This is a genomic window from Streptomyces hypolithicus (assembly GCF_052934925.1).
The window spans coordinates 3,104,385-3,117,626 of sequence record NZ_CM128811.1; the positions used below are offsets into that span (position 1 = coordinate 3,104,385).

General features: G+C 68.5%; 17 protein-coding genes. 2 read left to right on the forward strand and 15 right to left on the reverse strand.

The genetic code is table 11. The annotated features are described in order from the left end of the window. Positions 1-122: 122 nt before the first annotated feature. From ACU6WZ_RS14625 to ACU6WZ_RS14690, 14 genes are all read right to left on the reverse strand, one after another. A complete protein-coding gene (locus tag ACU6WZ_RS14625; protein WP_447028503.1) occupies positions 123-1,658 on the reverse strand; it encodes a YfjI family protein in 1,536 nt (511 codons plus the stop codon). Next, entirely contained in the window at positions 1,655-2,584 is a 930-nt protein-coding gene (locus tag ACU6WZ_RS14630) for a bifunctional DNA primase/polymerase (protein WP_447028504.1), read from the reverse strand. The genes ACU6WZ_RS14625 and ACU6WZ_RS14630 overlap by 4 nt, the downstream gene beginning before the upstream one ends. Positions 2,585-2,667: 83 nt before the next feature. Then, complete coding sequence (locus ACU6WZ_RS14635) at positions 2,668-3,228, reverse strand: hypothetical protein (protein ID WP_447028505.1); 561 nt, start codon at positions 3,226-3,228, stop codon at positions 2,668-2,670. 17 nt (positions 3,229-3,245) lie between these two features. Continuing rightward, positions 3,246-3,581, reverse strand: coding sequence for a hypothetical protein (locus ACU6WZ_RS14640; RefSeq protein WP_447028506.1), 336 nt, complete (start codon positions 3,579-3,581; stop codon positions 3,246-3,248). Further along, positions 3,578-4,189: a hypothetical protein gene (locus ACU6WZ_RS14645; protein WP_447028507.1), complete on the reverse strand. Its 612-nt coding sequence runs from the start codon at positions 4,187-4,189 to the stop codon at positions 3,578-3,580. Before ACU6WZ_RS14645 ends, ACU6WZ_RS14640 begins: the two co-directional genes overlap by 4 nt. A 14-nt stretch (positions 4,190-4,203) precedes the next feature. Continuing rightward, complete coding sequence (locus ACU6WZ_RS14650; RefSeq protein WP_447028508.1) at positions 4,204-4,392, reverse strand: hypothetical protein; 189 nt, start codon at positions 4,390-4,392, stop codon at positions 4,204-4,206. A 5-nt stretch (positions 4,393-4,397) separates the two neighbouring features. Next, positions 4,398-4,688, reverse strand: a complete 291-nt coding sequence (locus ACU6WZ_RS14655) for a hypothetical protein (protein ID WP_447028509.1) — start codon at positions 4,686-4,688, stop codon at positions 4,398-4,400. 140 nt (positions 4,689-4,828) lie between these two features. Next, entirely contained in the window at positions 4,829-7,006 is a 2,178-nt protein-coding gene (locus ACU6WZ_RS14660; RefSeq protein ID WP_447028510.1) for a cell division protein FtsK, read from the reverse strand. Positions 7,007-7,105: 99 nt separating this feature from the next. Continuing rightward, on the reverse strand, positions 7,106-7,438 hold the full coding sequence (locus tag ACU6WZ_RS14665) for a hypothetical protein (protein WP_447028511.1): 333 nt from the start codon (positions 7,436-7,438) through the stop codon (positions 7,106-7,108). A gap of 28 nt (positions 7,439-7,466) precedes the next feature. Next, entirely contained in the window at positions 7,467-7,856 is a 390-nt protein-coding gene (locus ACU6WZ_RS14670; protein WP_447028512.1) for an RRQRL motif-containing zinc-binding protein, read from the reverse strand. Further along, positions 7,856-8,755, reverse strand: a complete 900-nt coding sequence (locus ACU6WZ_RS14675) for a DUF2637 domain-containing protein (RefSeq protein ID WP_447028513.1) — start codon at positions 8,753-8,755, stop codon at positions 7,856-7,858. Before ACU6WZ_RS14675 ends, ACU6WZ_RS14670 begins: the two co-directional genes overlap by 1 nt. After that, on the reverse strand, positions 8,752-9,399 hold the full coding sequence (locus ACU6WZ_RS14680) for a GGDEF domain-containing protein (protein ID WP_447028514.1): 648 nt from the start codon (positions 9,397-9,399) through the stop codon (positions 8,752-8,754). Before ACU6WZ_RS14680 ends, ACU6WZ_RS14675 begins: the two co-directional genes overlap by 4 nt. Then, a complete protein-coding gene (locus tag ACU6WZ_RS14685; RefSeq protein ID WP_447028515.1) occupies positions 9,396-9,716 on the reverse strand; it encodes a hypothetical protein in 321 nt (106 codons plus the stop codon). The genes ACU6WZ_RS14680 and ACU6WZ_RS14685 overlap by 4 nt, the downstream gene beginning before the upstream one ends. Before the next feature lie 89 nt (positions 9,717-9,805). Next, positions 9,806-10,582 (reverse strand): DUF4097 family beta strand repeat-containing protein, encoded by a 777-nt coding sequence (locus ACU6WZ_RS14690; RefSeq protein WP_447028516.1) that lies wholly within the window; start codon positions 10,580-10,582, stop codon positions 9,806-9,808. A gap of 480 nt (positions 10,583-11,062) precedes the next feature. Here ACU6WZ_RS14690 and ACU6WZ_RS14695 point away from each other — a divergent pair, with 480 nt between their 5' ends. Then, entirely contained in the window at positions 11,063-11,851 is a 789-nt protein-coding gene (locus tag ACU6WZ_RS14695; protein ID WP_447028517.1) for a GntR family transcriptional regulator, read from the forward strand. Between the two features lie 2 nt (positions 11,852-11,853). Beyond that, the gene (locus ACU6WZ_RS14700) at positions 11,854-12,612 is read left to right on the forward strand and encodes a glycosyltransferase family 2 protein (RefSeq protein WP_447028518.1); all 759 of its coding nucleotides are present in this window, start codon (positions 11,854-11,856) and stop codon (positions 12,610-12,612) included. Between the two features lie 58 nt (positions 12,613-12,670). On the opposite strand, the gene ACU6WZ_RS14705 is transcribed toward ACU6WZ_RS14700, so the two are convergent. Next, positions 12,671-13,213, reverse strand: coding sequence for a hypothetical protein (locus tag ACU6WZ_RS14705; protein ID WP_447028519.1), 543 nt, complete (start codon positions 13,211-13,213; stop codon positions 12,671-12,673). Positions 13,214-13,242 lie beyond the last annotated feature (29 nt).

Below are 13,242 nucleotides of genomic sequence, written 5' to 3' on the forward strand. Positions count from 1 at the left end.
GGACTTCCGGTTGTTTCTGTGGCAGCGGCCCGGAACCCTTGCTGAGGGGTTCCGGTGCTGGTCAGGGGCTTGCTGTCAGGTTTTTGTGTATTGCGTGGTTTCTGTGGCGCTGTCCGGGCTGGTCAGCCGGTGGCGGTGCTGTGCAGCCGGGGGTGGATGAGGTAGCGGGGAGAGGGAGGCCGTCCTCGTCCGCCGGTGCGCTGGACGGGTTGGACGCGGACCCAGCCGTGGTCTTCGAGGAGATCGAGGGCGGGTTCGAGGTCGGCGACGGTGGCGAACTCGGAGCGCGAGAGCTTCATCAGCAGGTCGCGTTTGCTGATGTCCGTCCCGTCGTGGTGGCGCAGGGTCTCCAGGACGGTGGTGGCGCGGGCGACGGTGGGATCGGCTCCCATCCGGTCGAAGACGGCCAGCGCGTGCGTGGCGAAGTACTCACCCAGCTCGATGGCCGCGCTCACGGTGTCGGCGGTGACGGGGCGGGTGTGCGCGTCGGTGGCGTGTTCGGCCAGGTGCAGCAGCCCGGCGATACGGGCGGTCGCGCCGACGAGTTTTCCCGCCCAGTCGCTGATGTGCCCGAACGCCCCTCCCCTCGCGGCGAGTTTGGGTTCCACGCGGTCCTGAAAGGCCAACAGGGCTGCGTCTGCGTCGGGGGTGAGCTGAAGTACCGCCGGGTCCGTCCAGTCCGCCAGAAACAGCGTCAGGTCGATGATCCGCTGCGTGTACGTCTCACGGGCCCCGGCGGGGATCGGGGCGGGGGCGGACTTACGGCGCCCGACCATGGATTCGGGCAGCGAGTACAGGAAGCGTCCCAGCAGGCCGCGCCCGCGACCGCCCTTGATACGGCCGATGTCGTCCAGGACTTGCGGCTGCACGCACAGCCCCATGGTCAGGGCGGGATGGTCGATGTACTCCTTGCGGGTCTGCCGGTCCACCCGCAACCGGTCCCCGGCGTGGCCCTTGAGGAAGGGGCCCATGTTGGGGGCGCCTGAGTAGCGTCCGGCGATGATGTCGAAGATCTCGCCCTCGGCACTCATGACGGAGATGCGTCCGCCCTGCTCTGCCATGCGGGAGATGACGGTTTCGGCGGTGGCGTCGTCCGCGAGCAACTGCGGCTCTACGGGGATGGCGACCGATTCGGCGGTCTGCGCCATGTCGACGGCCGTCTGTACGAGCGCGTCCCGCTGTCCGGCATCGGCGGATGCCGCCTTGGCCGCGGCGCGCTCAGCTGCTTCCTTGGCGATACGCGCGGTCATCTGCGCTTCCGCGATGGCCGGTGCCGTCTTGGTCTTGAGCTGCTTCTCCGCCTCGAAGATGGGGCCGGTGAGCAGATCGAAGACAGCGGACTTCCGATTGGCCGGCGGAAGCGCGGTAACGGTGAACAGGTTGGTCGGCTCGCGCCAGTTCCCCCGGATGTGGACGACAGCCCTCCCACCGGCTGCCGTGGCCAGGACCGACAGGGCGACGCATCCGGCGAGGTCCACCGGCGTCTGTGTCTCCTCGGCGACCGCCTCAACGAACTCCCGGACCCAGGAAGGGAAGGTATGCGACGGGAAGTCGCGCAGCACCCGGTTGCCGGTGAGCGGTACGGGCTCGTCCCACACTGGCGACAACTCGTCTTCCACCTCGGGGGGCGATACGTCGTCCCACAGGTCCGCGGTCATGCCGCACTCACCCTCTCCAGGCCCCCGCCACGGGTCAGCCCGGAGCGGATCGCCGTGCGGCACTCGCTCACCGACAAGCCGAGCGACACCCCGGCCGACGCCAGTTCGCTGGACACTTCGGCTTCCGTGAGGTCGTCGGTCCGCACCAGCCGTGCGAGGGCGTATGCGGCGAAGTACACGGCACGATTACGACCGCCCTCGCGGGCGGACAGCACCTTTTCCAGCTCCCCACGCAGCGCTGCGGTGCTGTAGGCGGTGGCGTTGCGCATCCGGGCGGACAGCTCCGACAGCGGCATCGGGGCCGGTGCGGGTGCGGGGGTGAGAAGGTCACCAAGCCACGCAGGGAGGGGGGCCGGGGGGGCGTCGTGAATGATCTCGTACGGCGCTCCGCCCACGATGCTGCCGGCCGCCACCACGTACCCGCCCCAGGCCCGGGTATCGACCTTCCAGCCCAAGACGTCCGCCGTGCTGCGTAGCCGCTTTTCGGCAGGTGCGGTGAAGTACAGGTGCTGTCCACCACAGCGGGTGCGCACCGTATACGTCTCGGTCGGCAGCCGCTCGCCAGCGCGCTCGCACAGCGTGGCGAACACGTCCAGCCCATCGGCCATGCCGTCCCACTCCGGGGGCGGCGCCCCTTCATCAGCCTTGGGGATGTCGAGGTCCACCACCACGAGATTGGCGGGGCCGGTGGCGATGCCGACGTTGTAGGGGGCCGTCTGCCAGCACCTGGTGATGCTGTCCGCGTCCAGGGTGGCGCGCTGTTCGGGGGTGCGGTGGCCGTCCGCGCATCGGCCGGTGCGGGGGCAGCTTCGTTCGGGGTGTCCGGCGGGCCGCTTGTCGCCGGGGCGGAGCGGGAAGACGGGCCAGCCGCGCTCAGCGGCGGCCAGGGCGGCGCACAGCAGCGCCGGGGCAAGGGTTGGTGTCATGCTGGTGGTCTCCTGTTTCTGCGAAGGGACGGAGAACCGGGGCGGTCGCGGTCTTTGGCGAGAGGCGACCGTCCCGGGCGGATTCAGGCGTTGGGGTGCTCGGCGCAGTTGCACTGGTAGTCGGTCCACTGGCAGTTCGGGCAGCGCCCGTCGGCCACGAGCGCGGCGCGTTGTTCGCGCGTGGACCACTGGGTGTACTGGTGGCGGACGTAGACGCGCGCGTCGCAGGTCGCGCGGTCGTCGGCGCAGTCCATGTCCATCAGGCGGCGCCCGGCCTGGCGGGCCAGGGCACAGGCGTCGCCGTGGGTGCCGGCCTTTTCGTCGTCCAGCGCGATGCGGTCGAGCAGCGCGGCCTTGCGGAGAAAGAACTCCCGCTCGTCCTGCCCGCCGCGGCGCATGTCGCGGGCGGCCTGGGCGGTCCATCCGATCTCGCTGATGACGCTGGGCGCCTTGCCGTACGCCTCCTGCGGCGTCGGCCACGCCTTGTTGTCGGTGGGCTTGTGGTCGGCGGTGACGTACAGGCGGGTGCGCTTCCCGTCGCGGGTGGGGTGCTCGCGTACGGCGCCGGTGGTGAACGTGCCAGCCAGCTCGCGCGTGACGCGTTCGGCCTCGGAGGGGTCGCAGATGACGCGGATCTCGAACACGGGTTTCTCCTCGCGGGTCAGAACGGGGGCTGGTTGTGGGTGCAGGCCAGGTCGGTGCACCACGGGTCGTGCGGCAGGTGGCGGCGCCGCGCCCAGGCCGGGCGCTTGGGCAGCCAGACGAAGGCCAGCGGCAGGAAGGGGGCGCAGTGGCAGTCGTCCCAGCCGGGCTCGTCCTGGCCGTAGATGCCGCACTCCACCTCTCCCTGGCCGCCGCAGGTGGTGCAGTTCGGGTCGGGCAAGCGGTGCAGGGCGAGGATCGGGCGGGGGCCGATCTGACGCCCGCGCCGGGTGGCCACCCAGCCGCCCCAGTAGCGGACCGTCAGGCGCTTGCGGGCGAGCAGTCGGGAGATCACCAGTCCTCCTTGGTGGTGTCGGTGGCGGGGAGTTCGGGCAGTCCGGCGCGGGTGAGCGCGGCCGGGTCGTAGCCGAGCAGCGCGGCGCGGGTGATGAGCGCGGTGGCGAGCCGCTCGGCGTAGGCCGCACCGGTGCGGGCGACCTCGATCTGTGCCCCGGCGCGCAGCGCTTCGACGCGTTCGATGTGCCCGTGTTCCTCGTGCCGGACGGCGGTCTGCCGCTGGTAGGCCACGGTGTCGCGGCGGTCGGTGCGCCAGTAGCGGGCGGCGATGCCGTACGCGGTGGCGGTGGCCAGCACCCACAGCAGCAGCGGCAGCGGCAGGCCGTCCGCGTATCCGGCGACGCCTGCGAGGGCGAGCCCTCCGGAGGCGGCGAAGGCGGTTCCGGCGATGACGGGGTCACCGGCGCGACCGGCCGACGCGAAAGCGCCGGCGGTCGCGGCTCCGGCAGCGAGCACGACCATCAACGCGGCGTTGCCCACGGAGTGTTCGGCGCCATTGGCGTTCCAGATCCTGCCGAGGATCAGCACGGTGGATGTGGCGAGCGCGGGGGCCGCCTTGGGCGCTGCGAGAGCGAGCCAGTGGCGAGCGACGATGGGTTCGTTCATCACGGCCAGCTCCTCTACAGGTTGGGGATGGCGTTGACGACGGCCTGGGTGAGTTCGTTCATCGGCTTGGAGGCCCCGGTGGAGGCGAGGTAGAAGCCGAACATCATGGCGACGAACGCGGAGCCGTAGCCGAGCGTCTTGGAGCGGAGCAGGAAGAACAGGACGAGGCCGAACAGGGCGACGAGCGAGACGGTGATGGCCATCGGGGCTATCCCTTCGAGGTGGACTTGAAGGCGGGCTTCTTGGGGGTGTCGGTGCCGTCGCGGTAGAGGCGCAGCCACACGTTGAAGAGGTGGCGGCCGACGCGTATGCGCTTGCGGTCGCCACGGCAGCGGCGGCAGGTCTTGCCGGGCTTGAGGTTGCCGCGGCGGTCTTTCTTGAGCGCGTAGCCGAAGCCCTTGCACTTGCGGCAGTCTCCGAACGGGCTGGCCGCACACAGACTTGCGTAACCGAGGGTGACGAAGAGCAGGCAGGCGCTAGCAAGGAGGATGAGGGTCATGGGGTGCCTTCCAGGCGGGGTTTCCGGTGTTTGCGCAGGTGGGGTGCTAGGTGCGAGGTAGCTGATCAGACCCGGTTTGGGGTGCTAGCGAGGGTGCTAGACCTAGCAGCGATGGCTGCTAGGTCTAGCAGCGGTGCCCGTCAGCCCTCGGACCGCTTTCCGTCACGCAGGGTGATTGCGGTGGTGACGTCGGCGCGGGCGATGCCCCGGCGGGTGGTGCCCTTGCCCTTGTCGGTGCTGCCCCATACGTCCTGCGCGGTGACGCCGTGCGGCTTGAGGTTTGCGGTGACCGTCTCGGCCTTCCAACCGCCGTAGACCTCCGGGCGCAGCGTGGCCAGGCGCGCGGCGACCTTCTCGTTCCACACCTTGTCCTCATCGGCCGGCACGACCTTGAGGACATCGGCCAGCAGGTCGAAGGCGGCCTCACCGCTCTCCGGTTCCTGCCCGATCGCGTGGCCGGTGACGTTGCCGTACTCCTCGCGCATCGTGCGCGCCCGGATCACGACCTGTTCGGCTGCGAGCGCGTCCACGAACGCGGAGGCGACGATGCGCGGGTCGTCGCCCTCACCGGCCATCCAGCAGATGCCGCGGTCGGTGCGGGAGAACATCGTGGCTCGGTATCCGGTCTTGTGCATCGAGGTGCCGAGCACCATGTCGTTGGCGGGCTGGCCCATGACCTTGAGGCAGAACCGCAGCACGGCGTTGGCGCTGATCCCGGTGGGCAGCGACTTCGCGTCGGGGCGCTGGGTGCCGAACAGGGTCACCATGCCCAGTGCGGGACCGCGTTTGCTCAGGTCGGTGGCGATCGCTTCGAGTTCCTTGCCGTACTTCTCGTGCTCGAAGGGGACCTGGCACTCATCGAACCCGGCAACGATCGGGTGCAGGCCAAGCGACTTGTCGTTCGCCAGCTCGGGGGTCACCTTCGACTCCGGGCAGCGCGAACGCGGCAGGCCCTTGATGACCTTCGCCCGGCGACGCAGCTCAGTCCGCAGCTCCCGCAGCGACTCCAGGACGTACAGGATGTCCTCATCCTCATCCCCGGCCCGGTAGCGGTGGCAGACCGGCTCCAGGGCGCCGAAGTCACCGGTGCCCTTGAAGTCGAACGCGTACAGCTCCGCACGCGGGTCCAGAGCGGCGATGAGCAGGAACAGACGCATCAGGAACGTCTTGCCCATGCGCGGGATGGACCCGACCACGACGGAGGCGAACATCAGGGTCACGGCCACGTCGCCCATGCGCTGGTCGTTGCCGAACACGACCGGCTTGAACAGATCCACGCTGCCCGACTTCAGCAGCGGCCACGCGGGCTTCGTGGTCTCGTTCATGGGCTTGTCGCCCACCCACAGGATCAGCCGTCCTTCGTGCTCCGTGGGGTCGGATGAGGGCCACACGCAGCCGACCTTGCGCCGCAGCCCGGACGCGAGCGGCTTGCGCTCCTCCATGATGTCCTCCGGGGTGACACCCCAGGGAAGGTCCAGGTCAGCGCGGTATCCAGGCCCGTCCCTGGTGATCTCGGAGGTGAAGCGCATCCCGTTCATGTCACCGCCCTTCTTGATGGCGGCCGACAGCTTCTGGTTGCCGATGTTGTCCAGCGCGCGCAGCACGATCGAACCGGTGAGCTTCTGGAGTTCGGTCTTGAGCACCGCAGGACCGATGACCGGCTGATCCTTGGGAGCACCCCAGAAACCGGCGACCAGCACCGCAGCCGACGCGAGGACCGCGAGCCAGGCCGGGGCCATGACGTACAGGGTCAGCGCGAAACCGGCGCCGAAGACCACGCCCACGATGGTGACGAACGTCCGCAGCCGCACCCGGCTGTCGCGCTGACGCGTGAGCTTGAGGTACTCGGCGGTGTTCTCCTTGAACACCTCGTAGGCGCGCAGCGGGGCCGCCTCGGCGTCCCACATCCACCGGTTGGTGTCGCGCACCAGACGGGCCGTACCGCGCGGGGCGTTCAGCCCGAGCTGCAGCGCGTACCAGGGGGTGCGGATGCCGTGAAAGACAGTCGAGTAGAACGCGTTGCTGGCCGCGCGCTGGGTGGTGGAGACGAACCCCGGCTTGGACGTCAGCCAACTCGGCAGGATCGGCAGCCGCTTGTAGTTCGTGATGCCCGGAGCGGGCAGGTCGGGCGAGTCAACCGGCCGCAGCCGGGGCGACTCGTCTTCGTCGTCGTCCGCTTCGGCCGGCGCGACGGGAACGGGCGCTTCGGCCGGTTCCGGGGCCGGGGCGGCAGCGGGTCGTTTGGTAGTGATGTCGAAGACCTCAGCGTCAGGACGCTCGGGCTCTTCGGGCTGGCCAGTGACATGGACATCAGACACGGTGGGTCTGCTCCCTCTTGTCGAGTGGGGTTGGAAGGGGCCCGGACGGCGCTTTGGCAGGCGAGCCGTCCGGGCCCCGCTGGGCTGAAGCTGTGCAGGTCAGGCGTCGAGGATGCGGCGAGCGGCCTTCCGCAGTTCCGCTTGGCTCTCCTCGTACGAGTCGCACGTCAGGACCACTCGCAGCGCCACCGCGGCTTCCTCGGGTGTGATGTCGACGCCCTTGAGGTAGCCGCCGTACATGGCGCCGGTCTGCCGGATGACGTCCTGCGCGGTGGCGGTCGGTCGGTCGCCGTCCCATGCGCCGTAGGTGACGAGTTCGCGGGCGGCGTGACGGGCCATGCGCAGTCGGCCCTCTACGCGCCGCTGGTCCCGGCGCTTGCGGTTACGGTCCTGCCGACGCGTGTCGGCGGTGGTGGTGTCGATGACGGTCACGGCTGATCTCCTTGGCAGAGCCGGATGTTCAGGCGACGCGCTGTTCTTCGGGGTAGGCGCAGGTCACGCACATGCCGAGTGACGGCGGGATGCGGTACCCGGCATCCCGCCAGCACTCGGGACAGACCCGGCGGGCGGCGTTGGCTTTGGCGAGCGCCGCCCATTTGGCCGGCGTCATCGGCCGGACCGGTTTGGCCAGGTCGATGCGGTAGAGATAGGCGACGCGGATGGGGCTGGTGCCCTTGCGCCAGTAGCGGCGCGAGTACCACAGAACCTGTGCGGCGACGTCCTGCCCGCCGGGCCGCAGCCCCTCGGCGCGGAGCTGACGGCGGGTCGCGTAGCCGTCCGGGGCCATGCGGAACGGGAACGTAGGCACTCCGTACCGGGCGCCTTCCGGGTCGTAGAAGCGGCTGGCCATTACGCGGCCGTCGCCTCAGCACCGTCATCCGGCACGGCACGCTCAGCCTTCAGCGCGTCCCGCAGCGTGCGGCCGTTGGCCGACGACGTACGGACCGCCTTACGGATCGCCTCAGCCGTCAGCTCACCATCCGCCCACCCGGCTGTGATCGACCGGGCTTCGGCAAGGAGTTCGTCCGGAGTGCGAGTCGGTCGGGCAGTGCGAGCCGACTGCGGTACCCGACCAGTCGCCCGACGCGGAGCAGGCTCCACAGCAGCGACCGCCTTCACCGGAACCGACTCGGCTGCCTCGACCGGCTCGACCTCCGGCGAGGGCTCAACCGCCCGAACCGGTTCGATCACTGGCAGCAGGTCGGCCGACTCGGGGACCGGAAGTTCGGCCACCGCAGACAGTCCCTCGGTGGTCGACTCGTGCACGTCAGACCCCAACTGATTTGTTGTTGACTGCTCTGATTCTTCCCGATCTGCGACCGGAGCTGTCCGGTGGTGCAACACCTTCGCCACGAGGTCGGAGCCGAAGAAAATCGACCCGACCGGCAGCGACGTCGCCAGCAGCACGAGCAGCCAGTTGGCGGGGTCCCAGTCGGCCAACTGCATCCGCTCGCCCCCGCCGTGCAGTTCGGGAACCAGCCCGTGCACGTAGTTGAGAACCAGCGAGGCGGCCGTGTATCCGGCGAGCACCCGCAGCGCGAAATCCTTGTCCTTGCCCGTGAGGGTCAGGGTGGCAACCAGGGCGAGAGCCATGAGCCCATCGACCACGAACGGGTACAGCAGGGCGGCCGTGCCGTCCGCGCCAACCGTCCGGGCCACGTCGCGCTGTGCGTTCCACGAGACGCGGAAGGCCATGCCGACCACACCGACCAGAGCGGCGACCAACAGCGTTTTGGCGGTGCGGTTCATGCCGCACCCCCCGCCTGAGCTGTGGTGCCACGGCGGCCGTCCCGGCGGCCGTTGACCGTCGGGCGAACGGACACGAGTCCCTCGGCGAGGAAGTGGCCACCGCCGTTCTGCTTCGCGGTGTACATCGCCTCATCCGCCCGGCGCACCAGCGCCGACAGATCGATGCCACCCGTTTCGCAGTGCACCGCGCCGATGGAGGCGCCCACCGCGAGAGAGGCACCCTCGTACTGGACTGGCTGCGTGAGCGCGTAGTCCAGCTCGTCCAACTGCCACACCAGCTCCGCGCGGCTGCGCACCCGGGTAGCGGCGACGAACTCATCCCCACCGAAGCGAGCGACGATGCCGTTGTTGATCGGGGCCCACGTCTTCAGCCGCTGGGCGGTGGCGCGCAGTACCGCATCCCCGGCAGCGTGCCCGTAGGTGTCGTTGATCTGCTTGAACCCGTCAAGGTCGACCAGGTAGACCGCACTGCGGCCATCGGCCAGTGCCCGTGTGGCGCGTTCGGTGAAGGTGTCGCGGGTGACGAGATCGGTCAGCGGATCACGGCGCGCGATTTCGATACGGCGCCGCAGCCGCAGGCCGTGCACCGACCATCCGGCCGCGAGCGGAAGGGCTGCGGAAAGGGCCGCAAAGGTCTGGCTCATGCCGCTTCCTCCGTCCCAGCCGAACGGCCGGCGGAACGGGAAGCAGCGCGCAGGAACGGCACGGTGCGGGTGAGCGCGTCGGCATACAGCGCGTCCCACGCGGCGACCTCGTCACCGCCCTCACCCATCGCGACTAGGTCCGCGATGACCTCCCGGGCCACCGTCTCGCGGGCCGCCCGGTCCTCCGGCGACTCGGGGGTGAGCGGGCCGCGAAACAGGTCACGGTCAAGGCCCATGGGGAGTTCATCGAAGCCGAGCGCCAGCTCTTCGAACTCGATCGGGTTCAGTGCCTGGTGGTTACCGATGTACGTACGCATGTGGATCTCTCCTGGAAATGCGAAGGGAGCCGGGGCGGCCTCGGTCTTGGCGAGAGGCGGCCACCCCGACAGGGGGGGAAGATCAGGGGTCAGCGGGTGCGGACGTCGCCGCTGACGCTGCGGGCACTGACGCGGAGGCCGCGTCCGCCGCTGACGGTCACGTCACCGGAGACGCTTTTGGCCCGCACAGCACCGGACGCCTTGAGCGTGGCGTGGACGTTCACGTCGCCGGATGTGGTGTCCAGCTCGGCGTCGCTGCCGCTGTAGAGGTCGACGGCGATGTCACCGGAGACCGAGCGGGCCACCATCTGTTCAGCCACGCGCCAGACGGTCAGGTCGCCGGATGTGGTGGACGCGTTCACGGTCCGGACTCCGTCGACCTGCAAGTCACCGGAGGTGGACCGGAACTCCATGCGGTCCACCTCACCGTTCACGACGGCGTCGGCGGATGAGGAGACCACCGCGAGTGAGGAGTTGGCCGGCAGACTGACCACGGCCTCAATCGGGCTGATCGTGGTCATCGTGTCCGTGCCACCGCCCGTGATCACGCGGCCGTTGACGATCGTGATGCCGGTGACCGATCCGTAGACGGTGCCCATGCTCTGCGTGATCCGGTTGCCCCGGACGCTCTGCATCATCACGTTGCCGGGGATCTCGGGGACCTCCACCGCGACGGCCTGGCCGTGCTCGGTGATGCGGGCCGCGTTGACCGCGTCAGCGGCCGGACCCGAGTTGTCGGCGGTCCGCAGCGTCACACGAGCGTGGGTGAGGCTGTCGAGGACCTGCACGTGGACGCTGCCCATCGGCAGGTCCAGCCCCAGGACGACGGGGCCGGTGGAGCTGGAAACGAAGGTGCGCTCAGTCATTGCGGATCTCCTTGATTCGCGAAGGAAGGGGGCCGGGCGGTCGCGGTCTTGGCGAGAGACGACCGCCCGGCAGGAACGTGCTGAGCGAGCCGTGCACCCCAGGAACCCGGGCCACGACGACCGCTCGTCGAAGACGAGTGGTCATTGCTGCTGACGCCTCCGCAGGGGAGCCGCCAGCAGCCAAAAGCACTCGTTCTTGGCACTCTGTTCAGTTCTCAAGGAAGCTCCGCTCCCAGCCCGTTGGCGTGCGACAACGTCGCCTTCCCAGGTCTTCCGGCTGGTGCGGGGTACTGCGGGTTTCGCGCGCTCCACCGGTCCAGGCGGGCATAAAGCGACAGGGCCAGACGCTCATGTAGAGGTCTTGTCCTCAACTCCTCTTGAGGAGTTGATTAGGACTATGACGGCTCGGGCCAGAGTCGTCAACTCCTCTTGAGGACTTATGCTGAGATCGCCCAACCAACCAGGGATGGTGAGCACGACATGGCCAAGCGCTATGAGCAGATCGCGGACACGCTGCGGGCAGAGATCCACGCAGGTCAGCCCGGCAGGGGGGAGCGTCTGTCCCCAGAGACCGCGCTCGCGGAGCGCTTCAAGGTCAGCGTCCCGACGATCCGCCAAGCGCTCGGAGTGATAGAGGCGGAAGGGCTGGTAGAGAAGCGGCACGGCAGGGGCAACTTCGTACGGCGACCGCGGACGACCGTCTACCGCACCAACGAGCGACACCAATGGGAGAAGGACCGGGCCCGCAGCCCTCAGTCAGAGCGTGAGAAGACCGGTGCGACCGAGCATGACACCGGCCTGGGTATCGATGACCTTGTCTTCCAAGCGGAGTACCTAGCAGCAAAGGCAGATGAGGACCTGGCCCAGGCATTCGGGGTCAGCGTCGGTACAGAGCTTCTTGAGCGTCGGTATCAGACCCGCTACAGCCAGGAAGACGCGCCGTTCGCACTGGTCAGGTCGTATCTCGTGCGTGAAAGCGTGGCGAGTAACCCCGACCTGCTTGATGCCTCGAACGAGCCGTGGCCTGGTGGGACGCAATCGCAGCTCGACACGATCGGGATCGAGCTTGACCGCATCACTGAACGCGTCACTGCTCGTCCACCGTCAGTGGAAGAGACCGAAGACCTCGGGTTGACGGCGGGCGTGTCCGTGCTGATCCTTCGCAAGACCTCGATTGACATCAACGGTCGTGTAGTGGAACTCTCCGACGTCACGCTGCCCGGCGACCGCACGGAAATGCTCTTCGTAACTCCTCTGAGCAGGTGGTGACCATGACCAACTTCATTACCGTCATGACGGCAGTGCACGGACCAGGCGCGCACCACCTCCCCGACGCCTACAAGTCGCTGCTCGCGCAGGAACTCCCGGACGGCTGGGACTGGCAGTGGGTGATCCAGGAAGACGGCGAGACCGACGAGGTCACACCTCACGTCCCCGATGACACGCGTGTCAGCTTCGGGCAGGGACGCGCCGGCCGCGCTGCGATGGCTCGCACCATGGGGCTGTCGCGGGCTGAAGGTGAGTACGTCAAAGTCCTGGACGCGGACGACATGCTGACGCCGGGAGCCCTCGCGCGGGATCTGTCAGGACTGCTCACGAACCCCGGGGTGAGCTGGGCAACCTCGCGGGTGCTGGATCTGATGCCGGACGGCACAACGATCGGCTTCGACCAGGACCCGCCCGAGGGAGTGATCAAGCGTGGTGAAGTCCTCGAACACTGGAAGGCTCACGACTACCGCGCCCAAGTCCACCCCGCAACGCTCATCATGCGCAGGGACCTCCTGCTTGCGCTCGGAGGGTGGATGGCACTGCCGGCGTCGGAGGACACCGGCCTGCTCTTGGCGCTGAACGCCGTGAGCGACGGATGGTTCTCAGCTGACACCGGGCTGCTCTATCGGAAGTGGCCGGGGCAGGTAACGAGCCAGGCCGCGCACGCTCACGAGGGCGAGCGGGATGCTCGGATGGCGGTGGTCGAAGCCCGGGCCGTGACGCTTGCCTCTCTGGATGGCTGGCGCTTCAACATCAAGTAGCCCGCGCACAGCAGAGGGCCGCACCGCCCGTTCGTTGGGGGTGCGGCCCTCTGCTTGGTCAGGCTCCGTTTTCTCTGCTCACCCGCGGCAGGATCAGGTCCCGGGACGAGTGCTCGTCTCCATGGAAATTGCCGTTGACTCCGAGGTCGTCGCGCGCAGCTTCATGGAAGCTGTTGACGGCCTGAAAGACGGCCTTGTGCAAGTCTCGCCAGTCCTGCAGCGTCCCCTCCGTGGCGCCGCGCGCCTGCCAGTCGATCGCAGCCGCAGTCTGATTCACCGCGTGAGCCGCCTCGATGACGTGGTTCTCAGCCAGCAGCATGACGCGCTCGAATGCCCGGCCCCGATAGCCCTCCGCTTCCACGAGTTCCAGCGTGAGCTCTGCTTCGCTGCGGTCCATGGATCGCATGTCGTTCCGCACCTCGTACAGCAAAACGGCCACGTAGATGCACCTCCGTACGTGGTCGATGTAACCGGCGTACGCATCGAGCTTCCGCTCATCCCACCTGGTCAGCATGGCGTACCTCGTACGTTGCCGCTCCATCAGGTGATTCGCCAAATGGGTGGTGAGCGCGCCAAGAAGAACGGCAACGATGGTCACCACTTGCCCAATGAGATCCACGGATTCCCCCC

What these genes read in the sequence shown, in the direction of transcription:
- ACU6WZ_RS14680 (WP_447028514.1), bottom strand. Translation starts at nt 9,399, where the DNA reads ATGAGCCAGACCTTTGCGGCCCTTTCCGCAGCCCTTCCGCTCGCGGCC.
- ACU6WZ_RS14685 (WP_447028515.1), bottom strand. Translation starts at nt 9,716, where the DNA reads ATGCGTACGTACATCGGTAACCACCAGGCACTGAACCCGATCGAGTTC.
- ACU6WZ_RS14625 (WP_447028503.1), bottom strand. Translation starts at nt 1,658, where the DNA reads ATGACCGCGGACCTGTGGGACGACGTATCGCCCCCCGAGGTGGAAGAC.
- ACU6WZ_RS14670 (WP_447028512.1), bottom strand. Translation starts at nt 7,856, where the DNA reads ATGGCCAGCCGCTTCTACGACCCGGAAGGCGCCCGGTACGGAGTGCCT.
- ACU6WZ_RS14645 (WP_447028507.1), bottom strand. Translation starts at nt 4,189, where the DNA reads ATGAACGAACCCATCGTCGCTCGCCACTGGCTCGCTCTCGCAGCGCCC.
- ACU6WZ_RS14690 (WP_447028516.1), bottom strand. Translation starts at nt 10,582, where the DNA reads ATGACTGAGCGCACCTTCGTTTCCAGCTCCACCGGCCCCGTCGTCCTG.
- ACU6WZ_RS14630 (WP_447028504.1), bottom strand. Translation starts at nt 2,584, where the DNA reads ATGACACCAACCCTTGCCCCGGCGCTGCTGTGCGCCGCCCTGGCCGCC.
- ACU6WZ_RS14655 (WP_447028509.1), bottom strand. Translation starts at nt 4,688, where the DNA reads ATGACCCTCATCCTCCTTGCTAGCGCCTGCCTGCTCTTCGTCACCCTC.
- ACU6WZ_RS14700 (WP_447028518.1), top strand. Translation starts at nt 11,854, where the DNA reads ATGACCAACTTCATTACCGTCATGACGGCAGTGCACGGACCAGGCGCG.
- ACU6WZ_RS14695 (WP_447028517.1), top strand. Translation starts at nt 11,063, where the DNA reads ATGGCCAAGCGCTATGAGCAGATCGCGGACACGCTGCGGGCAGAGATC.
- ACU6WZ_RS14675 (WP_447028513.1), bottom strand. Translation starts at nt 8,755, where the DNA reads ATGAACCGCACCGCCAAAACGCTGTTGGTCGCCGCTCTGGTCGGTGTG.
- ACU6WZ_RS14650 (WP_447028508.1), bottom strand. Translation starts at nt 4,392, where the DNA reads ATGGCCATCACCGTCTCGCTCGTCGCCCTGTTCGGCCTCGTCCTGTTC.